The organism is Aeromonas sp. ZOR0002 (genome assembly GCF_963866995.1).
Classification (GTDB): domain Bacteria; phylum Pseudomonadota; class Gammaproteobacteria; order Enterobacterales; family Aeromonadaceae; genus Aeromonas; species Aeromonas caviae.
In genome coordinates this window covers 1-20,239 of the sequence record NZ_CAWMFQ010000218.1, presented here as the reverse complement: position 1 = coordinate 20,239, position 20,239 = coordinate 1, and the positions used below count along the sequence as shown (strand labels likewise).

The window sequence follows — 20,239 nt, the reverse complement described above, 5'->3', positions numbered from 1 at the left end:
TTTCTTGTTGGGCCGGGGGCGGATGCCGGGCCCTCAGCTCATCATCAGCCAGCCGCAGAAACCCAGGTAAACCAGTCCCACTAGGGCGAGCCTGCCCGCCGTCATCCGCTCCCGACTGAACCCCCTCCACAGCAGCGCGACCGCCAGCAGCGTCACCAGCGAGGAGGCCATCATGGTGCTGTCCAGCAGCCAGGGGGTGAACAGCAGGCAGAACGCCTTGGGAATGGTGCCCTGGATCATCATGGCGCCGGAGATATTCGCCAGTGCCAGCCGGTGCTTGCCCTGCCGCACCCAGATGAGCACGTTCATCAGCTCGGGCATTTCGGTGGCCACCGGGCTCAGCAGCAGGGCGGCCACTACCGGAGAGAGACCGAACAGCTCGCCCATGTTCTCCAGCTGGTGAACGAACAGCTGGGCCGCCAGCGCCACCACACCGAGCGCCACCAGGGTTTGCAGCAGCACCTTGCCGAGCGCCGGGATCCTGGCGTGCGGATCCAGCTTGAGGGGGGAGGGCAATTCGGCATCGTGGCTGTCGGTCTGTTTCAGCTCACGTCGCACATAGAGGAGGTACATCAGCACGAACAGGGGGGCCAGCCAGGTTTTATCGGTGAAGGCCACCATGCCAAGCAGCACGGCCAGCAGGAAGATACCGGCAAACCAGGCCTGATCGCGGCCTATCTCGCGCTGCACCTCACCATGAATGACCCTGTGCCCATGGTCCAGGCACAGCAGCAGGGTCACGCCAACGGCTGCATAGCCAAGGGTGGAGAGCACCAGGGGACCGCCGAGGGCCGCACCTATGCCTATCTGCTGCTGGGCGGGGGCATCCCCCATCAGCAGGGCGGTCAGGGTGACGATACATTCGGGCAGGGCCGTGCCGAGGGCAGCCAGCAGAGAACCGGTGGCACTTTGGGACAGTTTGAAATGATGGCCGGTCCATTCGATGCCGTTGACGAAGTATTCGCAGGCCAGATAGATGGTGACGGCAGAGATCAGAAATAACAGCAGGGTGATCAGCATGATGAGTAACCGCCAGGCGAGCAGAACAACCGATGGACCCGATACGGCTCGCCCGGCTGGCGTGCATATCGAGGCCAAAGGTCTTGCAGGACGACAGGTGCTATCGCCGCCCATGCCATGGATCTGCGGATCCAAGAGTGTTGACATGGGCCCTGCCCGGATTTCGGGCGGGTTACTACTCCCCAGTGACAGTGCGGGCTTTTTACCAAGTGGCTCGGTGAGGTGCAAGGCCAACAGGGGATGATCCGCGCGACAAGTTGTAAAAGGATGTGACAACCCTCGACTCTCCCGTCCGGGATCCTGATCTTTTTACGGGGATCCTTGTGCTGGCACAGTGATTGCTATGAATTGGCTACTGTCCACATTGACTTGGGAAGGGTGAACGATGAAACGGTGGATCCAACATTTTTACCAGCTTAATCGCCTCAACTGGCTGATGGTCTGGCTGCTGCTCTGCTGCAGCATCATCCTGCTGTTTCCGGCCGGATTGATGAAAGGTGCCGTGAGCCAGTGGGCCACGGCTCATGCGGCCTGGCTTGGGGTCGGCATGTTGATCGCCATCTCCTATTTCTGCAGTCAGGGCTTCCTGATCGCCTGGGAGTGGGCCTGTGACGAGTGGCAGTCCCGCCGCCAGCAGGATCAACTGGCCCAGATGATTGGCTTCCTCGACTTCAACGAGAAGGCGGTGCTGCGGGAGTTCGTACTGCAACGGAAAAGCGTCATAAACCTGCCGATCACCGAACCCGCCGTCAAAAACCTGATGGATGCCGGCGTGCTCACCTACGCCTACGGCAAGCCGGCGCGAGAGAAGGAGGACGAGAACCAGATCCGCGCCCTGATGATCGCCCTGCCAGCGCGCCCTCTGCTGACCTACAAGGTTCTGGGGCTGTCGCGGGGCAAGATGAGCGACGAGCAGGTGGAGCAGATCATGAATGCCAGGCCCAAATTCGCGCAGAAAAGCCTCCAGCGCTGACCTTCTCCCCCCATGAAAGAAAAGAGCCGGACATCTGTTCCGGCTCTTTGCTGTCTAGCGTTGCTTATTCGGTTCTGGCCTTGAGGTAGCCGGCGTAGTCGGGCACCTGGACGCTGAATGCCTGCTGCATGTGCGGGCTGTCCATGATGAAGTCCGCCGTCGCCTCGTTGGTGGCGACCGGGATGTTCCAGACGGCCGCGAGGCGCAGCAGGGCCTTGACGTCAGGATCGTGGGCGGCGGGATTGAGGGGATCCCAGAAGAAGATCATCACGTCTATCTTCCCTTCGGCGATGAGGGCGCCGAGCTGTTGATCCCCCCCCATGGGGCCGGAGAAGAGGCAGGTAATGGGCAGCTGCGCCTTCTTGCCGAGCAGGGTGCCCGTGGTGCCGGTCGCATAGAGGTGGTGGAGCTTGAGCTCCTCCTTGCGGCGCAGCACCCAGTTCAGCAGAGGGGCTTTCATGTTGTCGTGAGCCACCAGGGCAACCCGTTTGTGGGGCGCCATCTCGCGTGCAATCAGTTCCATGGAGGTCATCCGTAGCAAAATGATGGGAATGGGGTCGTATCCTAATCGAAAGCGGCGCCTGCCGCTGCCCCATGCATCGTAACTGTGATCCCTGAGGTGGTTCAATCCGGCGCCTGCCATCCTGACAGCCTTTGGCCTGCCTTGTCAGCAGCCAGGTTGGCTACTGTTTCGTTGGGCAAGATCTCTGCCGCTGGTGCCATGAAAAAACCCGCCTGGGCGGGTTGGGATTGTCTCTTAATGTCATCGCGATTCAGGATGACTCGGCATGGAGCTGGGATTGCTGGTAGTTTTCCAGACCGATACGGGCGATGAGATCGAGCTGGGTTTCCAGCCAGTCCACATGCTCCTCTTCATCTTCCAGGATCTCCTGAAATAGGTCGCGGCTGACGTAGTCCTGCACGGACTCTGCATAGGTGATGGCGACTTTCAGGTCGGGGATGGCGTCCATTTCCAGAGACAAGTCACAGCGCAGCATCTCTTCCACCGTCTCACCGATGCGCAGCTTGCCCAGATCCTGCAAGTTGGGCAGCCCTTCCAGAAACAGCACCCGCTTGACCAGCTCGTCGGCATGTTTCATCTCATCGATGGATTCGTGATACTCCTTGTGTCCCAGCCCCTTGAGGCCCCAGTCATCATAGATGCGGGCATGCAGGAAGTATTGGTTGATGGCAACCAGCTCATTGGCCAGCACCTTGTTGAGGTGGGCAATGATTTTGGGATCTCCTTTCATCGACATTACTCCTCGTGTTCGAGCCTAGGCAACGATCACTAGAGCTTAGTCCAGAAACATGACCATAACGTGATGGGGAAAGTCGTCCCCTGGAGGGCAGAAGGAGAGATGAGACGAGAAGTCGGCGATTTTACGCCACTTCGTAATAGAGCGGTGCCTGCTCTGACTCCATCTTGTCGATTTCGGTAGCGATGATCTCCATCGCCATACGCACACATTTACCACATTGGGTACCGACTTCCAGCGACTGTTTCAACTGTCGGAATTCGGTCTTGCCTGCCTGTACCGCCTTGCGGATCTGGTTATCTGTGATGCCGCGGCACAAACACACGTACATAATCTGGACCTCATGCTGGAATGAGATGAAATCTAAATGAGAATGGTTCGTAGTGCAAAGAACGAATGGTAATAAGATCCCGTGCTTGCCAGTGATTCCGCCCTTGGGGAGAATGCCTGTATCAGAGAGGATGCGAACATGTTCAAAAAACTATTCAATGCCCTGTTCAAGGGAGAGATCGCCCAGAGCCCCGAGGTTGAGCCCATCGAATACATGGGCTATCTCATCTATCCCGAGCCCATGGCGGAAGGGGGACAATACAGGCTGGCAGGTCGCATCACCAGGGAGATCGACGGGCAATTACAGACCCATCGCTTCATCCGCTCCGATCTCTTTGCCAACCCGGCGGATGCCGAGCGCTTCATGGTGCAAAAGGCCCATACCTTCATCGACCAGATGGGGGAGCGCATGTTTGAACCCCGTGTGAAGCCAGACGCCAGCCCAGCTCCATGATGTCAGCCGAGCTGCTCGCCTTGCGCCACGCTATCGCTTCTGCCGGCGAGCGGCGTCTGATCTGGCTGGAAGGGGAGGAGGATGACTGCATCGTTCGTGCCGAATCCTTGCTGTGGGGGGCGGTGTTCTGGCTGGGGCAGGGTCCTGAGCGTCATGCTCCGCAGCCTGCCGCCAAGGCGCTTCAACGGCTCGGTCAGGAGTGCGACACCTTGGTATTCAATGCCTTCAGCGGCTTTCATCCCGATGCATTCGGTGCCTTGGCGGGGACATTGAGGGCTGGGGGGCTCTTGCTTCTGCTGACCCCGCCGCGGGAGGTATGGCCGACCTACCCAGACCCTGATCGTCAGAGGCTGGTCGCCCAGCCAGAGGAGGCCGATCGTGCCGGGCAGGGGTTCATCTCCCGTCTGGTACGGTTGTTGGCAGAAGATCCGGCGCGAGATCTGACGCCTGCCTCTTGTGATTTTACCTGGCAGCCTCTCGACGGGGACCGGCCGCTGAGCGCGGATCAGGCCCGTGCGCTGCCCGCCATCCACAACGTGTTGCACGGCCATCGCCGTCGCCCCCTGGTGCTGAGCGCCGATCGCGGTCGTGGCAAGAGCGCCGTGCTGGGGCTGGCGAGCGCCGACTTGCTGAGTCGGGATCCGGCCTTGACGATAGCGGTGACTGCCCCTTCCCACGCTACAGTGGCGACACTTTTTGCCCATGCAGAGCGTGCGCTGGCAGAGATGCCTGAGCGGCTGGCCGGTCTGAGCTATGTGTCCCCTGATCGGGTGGCTCAAGGAGACGTGCTGGCGGATCTGTTGCTGGTGGATGAGGCCGCCGCCATCCCGACCCCGCTGCTGGAGGCCATGCTGGCCCGTCACAGTCGCATTGTCTTCGCTACAACGGAGCACGGCTATGAGGGGACGGGGCGCGGCTTTCATCTGCGCTTCAAGCGGATACTCGATGAGCAAACCCCGGATTGGCAGGAGCTGCGCCTGGTGGAGCCCATTCGCTGGAGCCTGAGCGATCCGCTGGAGCCTCTGATCTTCCGGCTCCTTGGTCTGAATGCTGACATATCGGCACCTCATCCCCCGACATCACCGACCTGGCGCCTGGTCGGACAAGATGAGCTGGCCCGTGATGACGCGCTGCTCAATCGGGTGTTCGGCCTGCTCGTGCTGGCTCACTACCAGACCAGCCCCAGTGATCTGCGGTATTTGCTGGAGGGGCCGGATCTCGACATTCATCTGATGGAGCAGGGACAGGAGTTGCTCGGGGTGGCGCTGGTCGCGCGGGAGGGCAATATACCCCCTGATCTGGCGCATGCGATCTGGGCCGGACGAAGGCGCCCTCGTGGACATCTGTTGCCCCAGTCGCTGCTGGCCCACGCCGGTTTCGTGACGGCGGGGGAGCGCTCTTATGCCAGGGTGATGCGCATCGCCATCCATCCTGCCCTTCATCGTCTCGGGCTGGGGTCCCGGTTGCTAGACAGTCTGGTATCACATTATCGGGCATTAGGGGTTGATTATCTGGGATCTGCCTTCTCCGCCAGTCCAGATCTGCTGCCATTCTGGCTCAAGGCGGGATTGAAGGTGCTGCGTCTTGGTCTGCAGCGCGATGCGGCCAGCGGCAGTCATGCAGCTTTGCTGCTGATGCCGTTGCAATCGGAATATCACGCCGAGCTGGCGCAATGGCGACAGCGTTTCATGAGCCAGTTGCCGGCCCTGCTGGCGGGTGAACTCAAGAGGCTGGATACCGAACTGGTCTGGCTATCCCTCAGAGGCGGGCCTGTCACTCATGTGCCGGATCTGGATGAATTCGAGCATCGGGAACTCGATTGTTTTGCCCACCATCACAAGCCATTCGAATTGTGCCAGGCGACACTGCAACGCTGGCTGCTCCGGCGAGTGATGATGCTGGACGGGTTGAGTCAGGATGAACGACGGTTGCTGATCGCCACCATCTGGCAATATGCGTCCTGGTCCGAGCTGGCTGCCCGACAGGGTGTCGCTGGCAAACCCGCCCTGATAAAAGCATTGCGCTCCCTGCTGGCCAGACTGCTGGCTCAGCAAGCCCCAGCGGGCTGACCCCACCTCTGGCACGGCAGAAAACCACGGAGCCCAGGAGGAACCCATGGCCCCTCCCGGGTTCTGCACATCGATTCGACTCACCATGGCTGAAGCTCTCCCCGTTCAAGGCGCGGCCACCCCGGGACCCGTTTCTCCCTCTTCCCTGCTCGCGTTTTGCCTATTGCCACTGCTCTGATGAGCCTGGTCAGGGCTGTCTGCATTTTGGTTTTTTCTGAATATGGACTAATACTTGAATGTGAAATGAATTTTAATAAATGCATTATTTTCAGATGGTTAGCGTTGGGTGTATTGAATGCAGGCCATCTTCTCCAACGTGCACAGGGAGTGCAATGTGAGAAACGATGCAGCTCAGGCAGGTGCCGGAATGATGATGTGGTTCATCAGCAGCAGCGCCTTTGCCAATGAGATCCGGTTCAACATGACGCGCGGGGCGACCGCCATCAGTCAGCAGGTCTATGACCTGCATATGACGATTTTCTATATCTGTTGCGTCATCGGTCTGCTCGTCTTCGGCATCATGTTCTGGTCCATCGTGCACCATCGAAAATCGCGCAGTGCCAAAGCCGCCCAGTTTCACGAAAGCACCCGCATCGAGTTGCTGTGGACGGCCATCCCCGTGTTGATACTGATCGCGATGGCGGCACCGGCAACCTCGACCCTGTTGAAGATGGAGGATACCTCCAAGGCCGATCTCACCGTCCTCGTCACGGGCTCGCAATGGAAATGGCATTACAAATACCTCGAGTATCCGGTGGCGTTTTATTCCCTGCTGGCGACCAGCAAACAGCAGATCTCGGGTGATGCCCCCAAGGGCGGCAATTATCTGCTGGAGGTGGATAACCCTCTGGTGTTGCCGGTCGGCAAGAAGATCCGTTTCCTGATGACCTCGGACGATGTCATCCACTCCTGGTGGGTTCCCGCCTTCGCCGTGAAAAAAGATGCCAATCCTGGCTACATCAACGAATCCTGGACGCGGATCGACAAGCCGGGCACCTATCGTGGGCAGTGCGCCGAGCTGTGCGGCAAGGATCACGGTTTCATGCCCGTGGTTGTGGTGGCCAAATCCGCAGAGGAGTTCGAGACGTGGATTGCCAGGAAGGGAGACGAGCAGGCAACCGCCAAGGCACAGCAACAGGCGCAGGCAGCGGAGACCATGACGTTGCCACAAGCCATGGCGCTGGGGGAGAAAGTCTATCTGGGCCACTGTGCGGCCTGTCATCAGCCCGCGGGTACCGGATTGCCAGGCATCTTCCCGGCGCTCAATGGCAGCAAGGTGACCACACAGGCGGAGCATCGTGCCCAGCATCTGGATACGGTGTTGCATGGCCGGAGTGGTACGGCGATGCAACCTTTTGGCAAACAGTTGACGGCACAGGAACTCGCCGCCGTCATCACCTATGAACGCAATGCCTGGGATAACAAGACCGGTGACCTTGTGCAGCCAGCCGAGGTGCAGTCCCTTCTCAACCCGGCCAATCCGGACAAGGACAAGTGAGGCGTCGGCATGAGTGATGGAATCACGGATACCCCGCACAGCGAACATGTCCACCAGCCAGCGGCCGGTCTGAGGCGCTGGCTCTACACCACCAATCACAAGGACATCGGTACCCTCTATCTGTGCTTTGCCCTCACCATGTTCTTTACCGGTGGCGCCATGGCCATGGTGATCCGGGCAGAACTGTTCCAGCCCGGACTGCAACTGGTGGAACCCCTGTTTTTCAACCAGATGACCACAGTACACGGCCTCATCATGGTCTTTGGTGCCGTCATGCCCGCCTTCACCGGCCTCGCCAACTGGCTGATCCCCATCATGATTGGGGCCCCTGACATGGCGCTGCCCCGCATGAACAACTGGAGCTTCTGGATCCTGCCGTTTGCTTTCCTCATCCTCCTGTCGAGCCTGTTTATGGAGGGAGGCGGCCCCAGTTCTGGCTGGACCTTCTATGCCCCCCTGTCTACCCAGTACAGCGGCAACAGCACGGCCCTGTTTGTCTTTGCCATTCACATCATGGGGATCTCCTCCATCATGGGGGCTATCAACGTCATCGTGACCATCTTCAACCTGCGGGCGCCGGGCATGGGCTGGATGGAGATGCCGCTGTTTGTCTGGACCTGGCTCATCACGGCGTTTCTGCTCATCGCTGTCATGCCGGTGCTGGCGGCTGCGGTGACCATGGTGCTGACGGACAAGTATTTCGGGACCAGTTTCTTCGATGCGGCAGGTGGGGGGGATCCTGTCCTGTTTCAGCACATTTTCTGGTTCTTCGGGCACCCGGAAGTCTACATCATGATATTGCCGGCTTTCGGCATCGTCTCCAGCATCATTCCGACCTTCTCCCGCAAGAAGCTGTTCGGTTATCGCTCCATGGTCTATGCCACCAGCAGCATCGCCTTGCTCTCCTTCATGGTCTGGGCTCACCACATGTTCACCACCGGATTGCCCGTGGTGGCGGAGCTGTTCTTCATGTACACCACCATGCTGATCGCGGTGCCGACAGGGGTAAAGGTATTCAACTGGCTTGCCACCATGTGGCGTGGTTCTCTGACATTCGAGACCCCCATGCTGTTTGCCATCGCCTTCATCACCCTGTTCACGATTGGCGGTTTCTCCGGGCTGATGCTGGCCATGACGCCGGCTGATTTTCAGTATCACGACACCTATTTCGTAGTGGCCCATTTCCACTATGTGCTGGTGACCGGTGCCGTCTTCTCGATCCTGGCTGCGGCCTACTACTGGTTGCCGAAATGGACGGGGCACATGTATGACGAGCGGCTCGGCCAATGGCACTTCTGGTGTTCGCTCGTCTCGGTCAATGTGCTGTTTTTCCCCATGCATTTTGTCGGGCTGGCGGGCATGCCTCGCCGCATTCCCGATTACGCCCTGCAATTTGCCGACTTCAACATGCTGATCAGCCTGGGGGGCTTTGCCTTCGGCCTGTCCCAGCTGCTGTTTGTCTGGGGCGTGATCAAATGCATCAGAGGCGGAGCCAAGGCGAGCGATCGGGTATGGGAGGGGGCCGAGGGGCTGGAATGGACGCTCTCTTCTCCCCCTCCCTATCACAGTTTCCAGACTCCGCCGAATATCCGGTTGGAAGAGCGTTAGGGAGGTCATATGACCCAGGTCAGTCATGCCCCCTTGCTCAGAAAACTGGCTCTGGTCGTGCTCGTCATGTTTGGTTTTGCCTTTGCGCTGGTACCGCTTTATGACGTCTTCTGCCGGATCACCGGCCTCAATGGCAAGACGTCTGATCAAGCGGCCAGTACGGAGCGGGCGGTGATCGACAGCAAGCGGAGCATCCAGATCGAGTTTCTTGCTCATGCGGATACCCGGATGCCGTGGGAGTTCAGCGGTGAGACGACTCGGCTGTCGGTGCGGCCGGGGGAGGTGAAGATGGTCAACTTTCGGGTGTTCAATCCCACGGAGCGGACCATGGTGGGTCAGGCGGTCCCGTCGGTCTCTCCCGGTCCCGCCGCAGCCTATCTGAAGAAAGTGGAGTGTTTCTGTTTCAATCGCCAGGAGCTGAGGGCAGGGCAGAGCAAGCTGATGCCGCTCAAGTTCTATATCGATCCGGCACTACCGGACAGCATCAATACCATCACGCTCTCCTACTCGCTCTATGACATCACGGAGTCCGTACCTGCACCGGCACTCGCACAGAGGAAATGACCATGGCCAAGGTGAACCAGACCTATTATGTCCCGGACCAGAGTCGCTGGCCCATCATTGGTGCCATTGCACTGTTTTTCCTGGCGTTGGGGGCGGGACATCTGGTCAATGAAGTGGCGAGTGGGCAGACCGGTTTCGGCCGGTATCTGATGATGGCCGGTGTCGCCCTGCTGGCATTCATGTTGTTTGGCTGGTTCCGTCACATCATCCGGGAGTCCATGACCGGGCTCTACAGCGCCCAGATGGACAGATCCTTCAGGCAGGGTATGGTCTGGTTCATCTTCTCCGAAGTGATGTTCTTTCTGGCTTTTTTCGGAGTGCTGTTCTATGCCCGCCAGCTTGCGGTGCCCTGGCTGGATGGTGCGGGCCACAGGGTGATGACGGGCCAGCTGCTGTGGCCGGATTTCACCGCTCACTGGCCCCTGCTCAAGACGCCCGGCGGGGCCACGACCCAGGCCATGCCCTGGCAGGGGATCCCCCTCATCAATACCTTGATCCTGCTCGGCTCCTCCGTGACCCTGCTGTTTGCACACATGAGTCTGGAAAACGGCAGACGTATGCGGCTCAAGGGGATGTTGCTGGCCACCGTGGTGCTCGGGCTGACATTCCTGTGGTTTCAAGGCTATGAGTATCTGCATGCCTATCGGGAGCTCGGGCTGCGGCTGGATTCCGGCATCTATGGCAATACCTTCTTCATTCTGACCGGGTTCCACGGACTGCACGTGCTGCTGGGCACCCTTTTCCTGACCATCATCTGGCTGCGCATCATGCTGAGGGATCATTTCACCCCACAGCGTCATTTCGCTTTCCAGGCTGCGGCCTGGTACTGGCACTTCGTCGATGTGGTCTGGCTCTGTCTGTTCGTCTTTGTCTACCTGCTTTGATGCCGTGCTCAGTAGGGGCGCGGGTTGGGCTCCAGCCAGCCCATCGCGAGAGAGAGCAGCAGTATGATGACCACCAGCAGGGAGAAGAAGACGCGCCGGCCCAGAGGTACCGACATCTTTTGCGTATTGCCTGCACTGAGCATCAGCCAGAGGGCGTGAAACAGCTGGCCGATGATGAGCAGCAGCATGAGTACCAGAACGACCTTGATCAACATCTTGGGATCCTCCTCGATATGCGCGATTCGGCTGCACGAGACAAGCGACGACCATGGCATCACAGACGTTGGTTCGTCTTGTTGTTCACTCTGGTGGTGACGGCCGGTTTGTGCAAGCTGGCGTTCTGGCAGTGGCAGCGCGGAATGGAAAAAACGGCCTGGCTGGCGCAGATGGCAAAGATGCAGCAGGCCGGGCCAAGGACATTGGCCCAGATCGACTGGCAACACCCGGAGTCACTGGATGGCCAGCCTCTGCAAGGGAAAGCCGAGTGGGTCAGCCCTTATGTCTGGTTGCTGGACAACCAGATCGTCAACGGGGAGGTTGGCTATGACGTGCTCATCCCGGTACGCGCAGAGGGGGGATCCTCACTGTTGTTGGTCAACCTGGGATGGGTGCCCGCGCCATCCGACAGGTCGCAATTGCCCAATCCCGCCATCCCCGCCGCAATGACCCTTGAAGGTGTTCTGCGCATGGCTCCCGGCGGCTTCCTGCTGGGACAGAACATAGAACCAGGCCCCTACCCGAACCGGCTGCAATCCATCAGGGTCGAGACCCTGCGACAGACAATCGGAGCCCCGCTTGCAGACGCCGTGTTGTATCAAAGACGAACCCCATTCCTCTATCACTACCAGCACAATGTCATGCCTCCCGAAAAACACCGGGCCTATGCGGTGCAATGGCTCGGCTTGGCGCTGGTGGTTCTGTCAGGAGGGGTCATGCTGACAAGGAGGTGCTCCCCATGAGCGGATGGCGACGCTGGCGGGTGCCAGCGCTCTTTGCTGCGGTGATCCTGCTGCCTGTGGTGCTGGCGGCTCTGACTCTTCACCAGGGCTGGTATGAACCCGGCACGCGCAGCAAGGGGCACTGGCTGCACCAGGAGATCTACCTGTTGCAACCGCTTCCTGCCCATCAGCACCAATGGCGACTGGTCTATCTGGTGGCCCCTCGCTGCGAGGGGCAATGCCGGCAGGTCCCCGCGCTGATGGCACGTATCCAGGCCGCACTTGGCCGTAATCTGGACAAGCTGGAGCTGGTCCAGTTGACGCCACCTCACGAGGCAAACAGTGAAATGAGGGAGGGGGATATACTGCTGGTGGACGACCGCGGGCTGGCCATCTTGCGTTACGAGGTGCCCGGCAGCACGACGACCTGGCCGTTGCTTGGCAAGGCGGTACTGTCGGATCTGCAGCAACTGCTCAAGTATCAGCGTGGGGTGCAGTGACGATGCAGCCGGCATGGGACTCGCATCTTCTGGCTACTGCACGGTCAACGAGGCGGCATATGAAGATGCACAAGAGGCTGGCCTCCGTGGCCATTGCGCTGGCAGTACTGGTCATCGCGCTCGGTGCTTATACCCGGTTGACGGATGCCGGGTTGGCTTGCCCCGATTGGCCTGGTTGCTATGGTTCCCTTGCCATTCCCCGCGCCGAGCATGCGGAACTGGCGGCACAGCGCTATCCGGCCAGCCCGCTTGTTCCTCACAAGGCGCGCAGCGAGATGGTGCATCGCTACTTCGCCGGGGTGCTGGGAGGCGTGATTGTGCTCCTGTCCGGCTTGGGCTGGCGTACAGGCGGCCGACTGCGCCACCTCTCGCTCATCTTGCTGGTGCTGGTTGCGGGTCAAGCGGCACTGGGTATGTGGACGGTGACCCTGGCCCTGCATCCTCTGGTGGTGACCACTCATCTGCTGGGCGGCTTCGTCATCCTGACCTTGCTTTGGCTCTATCGGGCCGAATTGGCAGGCTTCACTGTATCCCCGCCCGTACACCAGGGGGTGTCCTGGCTTGGCAGCATGGCCTGCGGTGTGCTGCTGCTGCAGATCGCGCTGGGGGGCTGGACGTCGGCGAACTATGCGGCCATGGCGTGTGTGGAGTTTCCCTTGTGCCAGGGCGACTGGCAGGCAGAGCTGAATTGGGCGCAAGCCTTTCATCTCCCCCTGGGGCACGCCAGTTATGAGTTCGGCGTGCTGGGTAAGGAGGCGCGCCAGACCATTCACATCGCCCATCGCCTGGGAGCGCTGACCACGGCCTTGCTGGTGGGGGCTTTCGCCCTCGCGCTGCTCTGCCAGCGGCCCCCCCTGAGAGGGTTTGGCTGGTTGTTGCTGGGTCTGCTGACCGTGCAGATTGCCTTGGGATTGGCGAACGTCCATCTGGCCCTACCGCTGGCCAACGCCCTTGCGCACAATCTGGTGGCAGCCCACCTGCTGGTCTGCTGTGTGCTGGCGCGCGGGAGGCTCTCTGTGCCTCATCACGACCCCTTGCGACCCCCTGGGATGGTCAGGAGCCGGACATGAATGGGAGAGTGCGGGCACAGCGCTTCGCCCTCCGCCGGGTGCACGATTATTGTCAGTTGACCAAACCAAAGGTGGTCGCCCTGCTGCTCCTGACCGCCTGGGTGGGCATGCTGCTGGCGGAGCCGACACGCGCCTCTCTGGACGAGATGATACTGGGCCTGGCGGGGATTGGACTGCTCGCTGCCGGGGCGGCGGCCATGAACCATTCTCTGGATAGCGGCATCGATGCCCGGATGCGCAGAACGCGCTGGCGCCCGGTCGCCATGGGACGGATCACGCCGGGGCAGGCGATGAGTTTTGCGATCTGTCTGGCACTGTCGGGGTTTGTTCTGCTTCATTGGGGCGTGAATCCCCTGACTGCCTGGCTGACTTTGGCCAGCCTGTTCGGCTATGCGGTCGTCTATACCCTGCTGCTGAAGCGGGCCACGCCCCAGAACATCGTCATCGGCGGATTGGCGGGAGCCATGCCACCGCTCTTGGGCTGGACCAGCATCACGGGGCAGCTTTCGGCCGAGCCCTGGCTGCTGGTGATGATCATCTTTACCTGGACGCCGCCCCATTTCTGGTCTTTGGCCATCCATCGGCGCGATGACTATGCCGGTGCCGACATTCCCATGCTGCCCGTCACCCACGGCACCGATTTCACCAAGACAGCCATCCTGCTCTATCTGCTGATCCTGACGCTCGTCTGCCTGCTACCCTATCTGATTGGTATGTCGGGGCTTGTCTACCTGGTCGGCAGTCTGGGGCTGAACCTTGGATTCTGCTGGCATGGCTGGTTGTTGAAATATGAGGAGCGCCCCGGCCAGGCGATGCGCACCTTCCGTTTCTCCATCTATCACCTGATGCTGCTGTTTGGTCTGCTGATTCTGGATCACCACTGGCTGTGGCGGTTGTCATGACGTTGATGCGGGTCGAGGTCGGGTGAATGGTAAAGCTGCGTCGGTGCACAGCAGGGATGCACAGACCTGATGCAAAACAAGATGGCCCCAAGGGGCCATCTTGTTTTCAGGGGGACGGAGTGGAGCCTAGAGCTTGACCATGATGTGGCGCGGCACCGTGTAGTCCTCCAGGGCGTAGAGGGAGAGATCCTTGCCGTAGCCGGACATCTTCATGCCGCCGTGGGGCATCTCGGAGGTGAGCATGAAATGGGTGTTGATCCAGGTACAGCCGTATTGCAGGTGGCTGGCCACCTTGCTGGCAAGGCCGAGATCCCGGGTCCAGACCGAGCTGGCGAGGCCGTAGTCCGAGTCGTTGGCCCACTGCACCACCTGCTCGGCGTCGCTGAAGCGGGTCACCGACACTACCGGGCCGAATACCTCCCGGCGCACGATTTCATCCTCCTGACGGGCATGGGCGATCAGGGTCGGCTCGAAGAAGAAGCCGTTGCCGGGGCGGATCTTGCCCCCCGCCGTCACCTCCACGTGACCGCTGCTCTGGGCCCGCTCCACGAAGCTGGCCACCCGGTTGCGCTGCCGGTCCGAGATGAGCGGCCCCATCTCCACCCCCTCCTCGCGCGGACCGCCCACCTTGATGGAGGAGACCGCCTCGGTCATGGCGGCGACGAACTTGTCGTAGATCTTGCCTTGGGCATAGATGCGGCAGGCGGCTGTGCAATCCTGGCCGGCGTTGTAGAAGCCGAAGGTGCGAATGCCCGCCACCACGGCCTCCAGATCCGCATCGTCGAAGATGATGACCGGTGCCTTGCCCCCCAGCTCCAGGTGGGTTCGCTTCATGGTGCGGGCGGCGCTCTGCAGGATCTTCTGGCCGGTGGCGATGTCACCGGTGAGCGACACCATGCGCACCAGCGGGTGCTCCACCAGCGGCGCCCCCACGCTCTCGCCCCGGCCGCAGACGATGTTGATGACGCCGCGGGGGAAGAGCTCGCTGGCCAGCTCCGCCAGGCGCAGGGCGGTGAGCGGGGTCTGCTCGGAGGGCTTGAGCACCACCGTATTGCCGGCGGCGAGCACGGGGGCCATCTTCCAGGCCGCCATCATCAACGGATAGTTCCAGGGGGCGATACTGCCCACCACACCGATGGGATCGCGGCGGATCATGCTGGTGTGCCCCTCGATATACTCCCCCGCCAGCGGCCCCTGCAGGCAGCGGGCGGCGCCAGCGAAGAAGCGGAAGCAGTCAACCACCGCCGGCAGCTCGTCATTGAGCACTGCCAGATAGGGCTTGCCGCAGTTGAGGGATTCGAGCGCCGCAAACTCCTCGGCGTGGCGCTCGATGGCATCGGCCAGGCGCAGCAGCAGGGTACTGCGCTGGGCTGGCGTGGTGCGGCTCCACTGGGCGAAGGCGCGTTGGGCGCCGTTCACCGCCCGGTTCACCTGCTCGAACGAGGCTTCGGGCACCGAGGCGAGCAGCTCGCCGGTGGCCGGGTTGAGGATGGGCTCGGCCTGGCCGTCACCGGTGACGAACTGACCGTCGATCAAAAGTTGGGTAGAGAGTTTCATGGTTGCATCCTTGCGCACGCGTTGAGTCGTTATTTGCCACTGCCGGCGACGTCCTGGCCGTCGCGGGTGAGGTAGTAGGCAAGCAGAATGGGAATGGTGGTGAAGGCCACTATGATGAGCGCCACCACGTTGGTGACCGGCCTGTCCCGTGGCCGGATCAGCTCCTGATACATCCAGATCGGCAGCGTGGTCTGCTGGCCAGCGGTGAAGGTGGTGACGATCACCTCGTCAAAGCTGAGGGCGAACGCCAGCATGCCCCCCGCCAGCAGGGCGGTGGCGAGGTTGGGCAGGATCACGTAGCGCAGGGTCTGGAAGCCGTCGGCCCCGAGATCCATGGACGCCTCGATGAGGCTCTGGTTGGTGCGGCGAAAGCGCGCCAGGGCATTGTTGTAGACCACCACCACGCAGAAGGTGGCGTGACCGATCACGATGGTCCAGAAGCTGAAGGGGATCTCCATCACCCCGTAGGCGGAGCGCAGCGCGATACCGGTGACGATGCCGGGCAGGGCGATGGGCAGCACCAGCAAGAGCGACACCACCTCCTGGCCGAAGAAGCGGCTGCGGGCGATGGCTCCCGCCGCCAGGGTGCCGAGCACCATGGCCACCAGGGTAGCGAGCCCGGCCACTTCCAGCGACAGCTGGATGGCGCGCCATACGTCGGGGCGGTTGAGGGTCACCTCGAACCACTTGAAGGTGAGCCCGGGGGGCGGGAACTGGTAGCTCTTGCTCTCGCTGGTGAAGGCGTAGAGGAAGATGAACAGGATCGGAAAGTGCAGGAACAGGAGGCCGCCGATGGCCGCGTACTTGAGCAGGCCGGAGGGCTGGCTGCTATGGTCCCGCTTCATGGAAGTATTAGAGCGCATCGAAGGCCCCCAAGCGTTTCGCGATGGTGAGGTAGATGGCGATGATGAGGATCGGCACCAGCGAGAAGGCGGCAGCGAAGGGCAGGTTGCCCGCCGTGCCCTGTTGCATGTAGACCACCTGACCTATGTACATGGTGGAGTTGCCTATGATGCCGGGGATGATGTAGTCCCCCAGCGTCAGGGAGAAGGTGAAGATGGAGCCCGCCACCACGCCGGGCAGGGCCAGCGGCAGGATCAGGGTACGAAAGGTCTGGGCCGGGGTGGCGCCGAGATCGCCGCTCGCTTCCAGCAGGGAGCGCGGGATCCGCTCCACCGCCGCCTGGATGGGCAGGATCATGAAGGGCAGCCAGACGTAGACGAACACGATGAAGGTGCCGATGCGCGAGAACGACAGCGACGGTCCCCCGATCACCGGCAGCGAGAGGATGGAGTCCAGCAGCCAGTCCAGTCCCAGAGTATCTACCAGCCAGCTGATGACCCCCTCCTTGGCCAGGATCAGCTTCCAGGCGTAGACCCGCACCAGATAGCTGGACCAGAGCGGCAGCATGATGCCGACGTAGAACAGGGCCCGGGTCTTGCCGCTGGTGTAGCGCGCCATGTAGTAGGCCACCGGAAAGCCGAGCAGGGCGCAGGCCAGAGTCACTAGCAGCGACATGCCGACGGTGCGCAGGATCACGTCCAGATTCTCCGCCCGCAGCAGGGCGACGAAGTTCTGCAGCCCCAGTTCGTGGCGGATCTGGCCGCTGAACTCGTCCAGCCCGAAGAAGGCGTTGGAGAGCAGCATCAGCAGGGAGCCGACATAGATGATGCCAAGCCAGAGCAGCGGCGGCCCGAGCAGGACGGCCAGCAACAGACCCGGCCGCCCGTAGAGCAGGGTGGAAAGGCGCCGCAGCGGCCGATAGGAGAGGGGGGCAGTGGGTTGGCTCATGGCAAGGCTCGCACTGTGGGGGGCGCTCATGGTTGAGCTCTCTGAGGGGCGGTGTGCAGGTGATGGATCGCCTGCTCCGGCCAGCTGAGGCTGACCCGGGCGCCACGGGGCAGGCGGGCCTGGCCCTCGTTGGGGTGGTTGACGATAAGCTCGAGCTGCTCGCCGAGATCGACCCGGTAGCGCACGAAGGGGCCGAGATACTCCACCTCGCGCACTTCCCCGGACCAGCCCGGTGTGCCGGCCTCGGTGAGCCGGATCCGCTCCGGGCGCACCATCATCTGGTGAGCATCGCCGCACAGACGGCGGGCCTGCTCCCCCTCGAACAGGTTGACGGTGCCGACGAAGCGAGCGACGAAGGGCGTGGCGGGGGCGTCGTAGATGGTATCCGGCGCGGCGATCTGCTCGATCTTGCCCTGATTGAAGATGCAGATCCGGTCGCTCATGGAGAGCGCCTCCTGCTGATCGTGGGTGACGAAGATGAAGGTGATGCCGAGTTGGCGCTGCAAGGCTTTCAGTTCGAGCTGCATCTGCTCGCGCAGCTTGAGGTCGAGCGCCCCGAGCGGTTCGTCCAGCAGCAGGATGCGCGGCTGGTTGATCAGTGCCCGGGCGATGGCGATGCGTTGGCGCTGGCCGCCGGAGAGCTGGCCCGGCTTGCGGTTGCCGACGCCGGGCAGGCGCACCAGCTCCAGCATCTCGTCCACCTTACGGTAACGCTCCGCCTTGGCGACGCCCTTGAGCATCAGGCCATAGCCGATGTTGTCGCGCACATCCATGTTGGGAAACAGGGCGTAGTCCTGAAACACGGTATTGAGGTTGCGATCGTAGGGGGGCACGGTGGAGCAGGGCTCGCCGAACAGGCGGATCTCCCCCTCGCTCGGGTACTCGAAGCCGGCGATCATCCGCAGGCAGGTGGTCTTGCCGGAACCGCTCGGCCCCAGCAGGGTGAAAAATTCTCCGGACGGGATCTGGAAGGAGATGTCGTCGACCGCCTTCACCTCGCCATAGTTGCGGCTGACCCGGTCAAATTGTACGGCATTCATGGGGCGTCCTTGTCTGTGTGGGAAGCGGGCCGGACTCCTGTCCGGCCCCATATCGGCATTTACTGAGGCACCTCAGCGACCACCCAGGATGGCGATATAGTCCGAGACCCAGCGGTAGCACAGAGGACACGCAGGTCCCCTGCCGCTGGGATATGGCCTTGTTCTACCAGCATCAGCGGCCACCCAGAATAGCGATATAGTCCGAGACCCAGCGGTAATACGGCACGCAGGTTCCCTGGCTCTTGCACTGGGAGACAGGGGTACGCCAGAAGTGAACCCGATCGAAGTTGTCGATGCCGTTGGTCTTGCACCCCTCTTTTCCGAGCAGGGCATTGCCTTCGCAGGCGGCCGGCACCACCGGCACGGAGCCGAACCAGGAGGCGAGATCCCCCTGCAGCTTGTTGTTGAGGGAGTGCTCCAGCCATTTGTAGGCACAGGTGAGGTTCTTGGCCTCGCTGTGCACCATGCTGGTGTCGGCCCAGCCGGTGACCCCTTCCTTGGGCACGGTAGTGGCGATGGGCTGCTTGTCGGCGATCAGGGTATTGGCCTGGAACGGCCAGGAGCCGGAGGCCACCACCCCCTCGTTCTTGAAGTCATCGATCTGGACGAAGGCGTCGTGCCAGTAGCGTCCCACCAGCTTGCGCTGCTGGCGCAGGAGGTCGAGGGCGGCCTTGTACTGATCCTCGTTCAGCTCGTAGGGATCCTTGATGCCGAGCGCCGGCTGGTGGCTCATCAGATAGAGGGCGGCATCGGCGATGTGGATCGGGCCGTCGAACGCTTGCACCCGACCCTTGTTGGACTTGCCGTCCGGCAGGGTCTGCTCCTCGAACACCACGTTCCAGGAGTCGGGTGCCTTGGGGAACACCTTGGTGTTGTACATCAAGATGTTGCCGCCCCACTGGTAGGGCACGCCGTAGTGCTTGCCGTCCACCGTGTGCCAGGGGGCATTCTGCAGGCGGGGGTCTATCTTGCCGTAGCTCGGGATGAGCGCCAGGTTGAGTGCCTGCACCTTGCCGCCGGCGATGAGGCGAAGGCTGGCGTCGCCGGAGGCGGTCACCAGATCGAAGCCTCCCTCGTTCATCAGCGCCACCATCTCGTCCGAGGTGGCGGCCGTCTTGACGTTGACCTTGCAGCCGGTCTCTTGCTCGAAGCCGGTGACCCAGTCGTAGTTCTTGTCGGTCTCGCCGCGCTCCACGTAGCCGGCCCAGGCCACGATGTTGAGCTGGCCTTCACCCTTGCCGAGGGTGGTGGGGGCAGCCTGGGTCTGGCCTGCCAGCAGGGCGGGGATCAGGGCCAGGGTGAGGGGGGTCAGTTTCATCTTGCTCTCCTTGCATGGGCGGGCACGGTTGTGATGCCACGCTGACAATTAACATCCTGTTAACCAGTCATGAGCGTAGGAGAAGCCGTGAGCAATGAGAATTTCAATTTTTAACGGCTTTTGTATCTGTAAAATCGATATCGAGCGCATATGAATCTGATTTTTTGCCGGAGTCACGGCTGTTCAGGCTCAGTCCTAGCGGGGGAGGTGCTGGCGGGCCCGCAGCCGGCTCTGATCTCTGGCGATGTCGATGAACTCGCGTGCGGCCCAGTCAAGGCGCGAGCCGCGCCGCCACACCAGACCGATGTCGATGGCGGGGATGGGCTCCTTGATGGCGCGGGCCTCGACCCGCTCCTGCTCCAGCGACCAGGGGCGGTAGGCAAAGTCCGGCAGCAGGGCGAGCCCGAGCTGGCTCGCCACCAGGCTGCGCACCGCTTCCACCGAGGCGGTACGAAGCACGATGC

22 protein-coding genes and 1 riboswitch are annotated in these 20,239 nt (G+C 61.5%); of the genes, 11 read left to right on the top strand and 11 right to left on the bottom strand.

Annotation, left to right across the window (positions count from 1 at the left end):
• Nucleotides 1-33: 33 nt before the first annotated feature.
• Entirely contained in the window at nucleotides 34-1,020 is a 987-nt protein-coding gene (locus AACR77_RS12715; RefSeq protein ID WP_042878285.1) for a sodium:calcium antiporter, read from the bottom strand.
• Nucleotides 1,021-1,108: 88 nt separating this feature from the next.
• Nucleotides 1,109-1,216: riboswitch (yybP-ykoY riboswitch) on the bottom strand.
• Between the two features lie 189 nt (nucleotides 1,217-1,405).
• Here AACR77_RS12715 and AACR77_RS12710 point away from each other — a divergent pair.
• The gene (locus tag AACR77_RS12710; protein WP_041213974.1) at nucleotides 1,406-1,993 is read left to right on the top strand and encodes a superinfection exclusion B family protein; all 588 of its coding nucleotides are present in this window, start codon (nucleotides 1,406-1,408) and stop codon (nucleotides 1,991-1,993) included.
• A gap of 64 nt (nucleotides 1,994-2,057) precedes the next feature.
• On the opposite strand, the gene AACR77_RS12705 is transcribed toward AACR77_RS12710, so the two are convergent.
• From AACR77_RS12705 to AACR77_RS12695, 3 genes are all read right to left on the bottom strand, one after another.
• Nucleotides 2,058-2,516 carry a methylglyoxal synthase gene (locus AACR77_RS12705; RefSeq protein WP_041211864.1) on the bottom strand — a complete coding sequence of 153 codons (459 nt, stop codon included), beginning with the start codon at nucleotides 2,514-2,516 and terminating at the stop codon, nucleotides 2,058-2,060.
• A gap of 250 nt (nucleotides 2,517-2,766) precedes the next feature.
• A complete protein-coding gene (gene bfr / locus AACR77_RS12700) occupies nucleotides 2,767-3,246 on the bottom strand; it encodes a bacterioferritin (RefSeq protein ID WP_010675778.1) in 480 nt (159 codons plus the stop codon).
• Nucleotides 3,247-3,376: 130 nt separating this feature from the next.
• On the bottom strand, nucleotides 3,377-3,583 hold the full coding sequence (locus AACR77_RS12695; protein ID WP_039039715.1) for a bacterioferritin-associated ferredoxin: 207 nt from the start codon (nucleotides 3,581-3,583) through the stop codon (nucleotides 3,377-3,379).
• Between the two features lie 138 nt (nucleotides 3,584-3,721).
• Between AACR77_RS12695 and AACR77_RS12690 the strand changes: the two genes are divergently transcribed.
• The 6 genes from AACR77_RS12690 to AACR77_RS12665 all read left to right on the top strand — a co-directional run bounded on the left by AACR77_RS12690 (nucleotide 3,722) and on the right by AACR77_RS12665 (nucleotide 10,659).
• Nucleotides 3,722-4,036: an HlyU family transcriptional regulator gene (locus tag AACR77_RS12690; RefSeq protein ID WP_041211748.1), complete on the top strand. Its 315-nt coding sequence runs from the start codon at nucleotides 3,722-3,724 to the stop codon at nucleotides 4,034-4,036.
• Nucleotides 4,033-6,105, top strand: coding sequence for a tRNA(Met) cytidine acetyltransferase TmcA (locus tag AACR77_RS12685; protein WP_042864886.1), 2,073 nt, complete (start codon nucleotides 4,033-4,035; stop codon nucleotides 6,103-6,105). The genes AACR77_RS12690 and AACR77_RS12685 overlap by 4 nt, the downstream gene beginning before the upstream one ends.
• A 367-nt stretch (nucleotides 6,106-6,472) precedes the next feature.
• On the top strand, nucleotides 6,473-7,603 hold the full coding sequence (gene coxB / locus AACR77_RS12680) for a cytochrome c oxidase subunit II (protein WP_231563081.1): 1,131 nt from the start codon (nucleotides 6,473-6,475) through the stop codon (nucleotides 7,601-7,603).
• Between the two features lie 9 nt (nucleotides 7,604-7,612).
• Nucleotides 7,613-9,211 carry a cytochrome c oxidase subunit I gene (ctaD, locus tag AACR77_RS12675; RefSeq protein WP_042878283.1) on the top strand — a complete coding sequence of 533 codons (1,599 nt, stop codon included), beginning with the start codon at nucleotides 7,613-7,615 and terminating at the stop codon, nucleotides 9,209-9,211.
• A gap of 9 nt (nucleotides 9,212-9,220) precedes the next feature.
• Nucleotides 9,221-9,775 (top strand): cytochrome c oxidase assembly protein, encoded by a 555-nt coding sequence (locus AACR77_RS12670; protein ID WP_039039711.1) that lies wholly within the window; start codon nucleotides 9,221-9,223, stop codon nucleotides 9,773-9,775.
• Between the two features lie 2 nt (nucleotides 9,776-9,777).
• On the top strand, nucleotides 9,778-10,659 hold the full coding sequence (locus tag AACR77_RS12665) for a cytochrome c oxidase subunit 3 (RefSeq protein ID WP_042878281.1): 882 nt from the start codon (nucleotides 9,778-9,780) through the stop codon (nucleotides 10,657-10,659).
• An 8-nt stretch (nucleotides 10,660-10,667) separates the two neighbouring features.
• On the opposite strand, the gene AACR77_RS12660 is transcribed toward AACR77_RS12665, so the two are convergent.
• Nucleotides 10,668-10,847 carry a DUF2909 family protein gene (locus AACR77_RS12660; protein WP_231563079.1) on the bottom strand — a complete coding sequence of 60 codons (180 nt, stop codon included), beginning with the start codon at nucleotides 10,845-10,847 and terminating at the stop codon, nucleotides 10,668-10,670.
• Between AACR77_RS12660 and AACR77_RS12655 the strand changes: the two genes are divergently transcribed.
• Genes AACR77_RS12655 through cyoE form a run of 4 tightly spaced genes read left to right on the top strand, consistent with a single transcriptional unit; the run spans nucleotide 10,815 to nucleotide 14,069 of the window.
• Entirely contained in the window at nucleotides 10,815-11,618 is an 804-nt protein-coding gene (locus AACR77_RS12655; protein WP_231563077.1) for an SURF1 family protein, read from the top strand. The genes AACR77_RS12660 and AACR77_RS12655 overlap by 33 nt on opposite strands.
• Nucleotides 11,615-12,097, top strand: a complete 483-nt coding sequence (locus AACR77_RS12650) for a hypothetical protein (protein ID WP_042878279.1) — start codon at nucleotides 11,615-11,617, stop codon at nucleotides 12,095-12,097. The genes AACR77_RS12655 and AACR77_RS12650 overlap by 4 nt, the downstream gene beginning before the upstream one ends.
• A gap of 59 nt (nucleotides 12,098-12,156) precedes the next feature.
• On the top strand, nucleotides 12,157-13,167 hold the full coding sequence (locus AACR77_RS12645; RefSeq protein ID WP_042878278.1) for a COX15/CtaA family protein: 1,011 nt from the start codon (nucleotides 12,157-12,159) through the stop codon (nucleotides 13,165-13,167).
• The gene (cyoE, locus tag AACR77_RS12640) at nucleotides 13,164-14,069 is read left to right on the top strand and encodes a heme o synthase (RefSeq protein WP_042878275.1); all 906 of its coding nucleotides are present in this window, start codon (nucleotides 13,164-13,166) and stop codon (nucleotides 14,067-14,069) included. The genes AACR77_RS12645 and cyoE overlap by 4 nt, the downstream gene beginning before the upstream one ends.
• Before the next feature lie 126 nt (nucleotides 14,070-14,195).
• Here cyoE and AACR77_RS12635 read toward each other — a convergent pair whose 3' ends face one another.
• From AACR77_RS12635 to AACR77_RS12610, 6 genes are all read right to left on the bottom strand, one after another.
• Nucleotides 14,196-15,626 carry a gamma-aminobutyraldehyde dehydrogenase gene (locus AACR77_RS12635; protein ID WP_042878273.1) on the bottom strand — a complete coding sequence of 477 codons (1,431 nt, stop codon included), beginning with the start codon at nucleotides 15,624-15,626 and terminating at the stop codon, nucleotides 14,196-14,198.
• A 29-nt stretch (nucleotides 15,627-15,655) separates the two neighbouring features.
• Entirely contained in the window at nucleotides 15,656-16,471 is an 816-nt protein-coding gene (locus AACR77_RS12630) for an ABC transporter permease (RefSeq protein ID WP_042878271.1), read from the bottom strand.
• 7 nt (nucleotides 16,472-16,478) lie between these two features.
• Entirely contained in the window at nucleotides 16,479-17,447 is a 969-nt protein-coding gene (locus AACR77_RS12625; protein WP_042878268.1) for an ABC transporter permease, read from the bottom strand.
• Nucleotides 17,444-18,457, bottom strand: coding sequence for an ABC transporter ATP-binding protein (locus AACR77_RS12620; protein WP_042878266.1), 1,014 nt, complete (start codon nucleotides 18,455-18,457; stop codon nucleotides 17,444-17,446). Before AACR77_RS12620 ends, AACR77_RS12625 begins: the two co-directional genes overlap by 4 nt.
• Nucleotides 18,458-18,629: 172 nt before the next feature.
• Nucleotides 18,630-19,775 (bottom strand): ABC transporter substrate-binding protein, encoded by a 1,146-nt coding sequence (locus tag AACR77_RS12615; protein WP_042878264.1) that lies wholly within the window; start codon nucleotides 19,773-19,775, stop codon nucleotides 18,630-18,632.
• A 195-nt stretch (nucleotides 19,776-19,970) separates the two neighbouring features.
• The coding region (locus AACR77_RS12610) for a LysR substrate-binding domain-containing protein (RefSeq protein ID WP_042878262.1) at nucleotides 19,971-20,239 on the bottom strand (269 nt) is incomplete at its 5' end.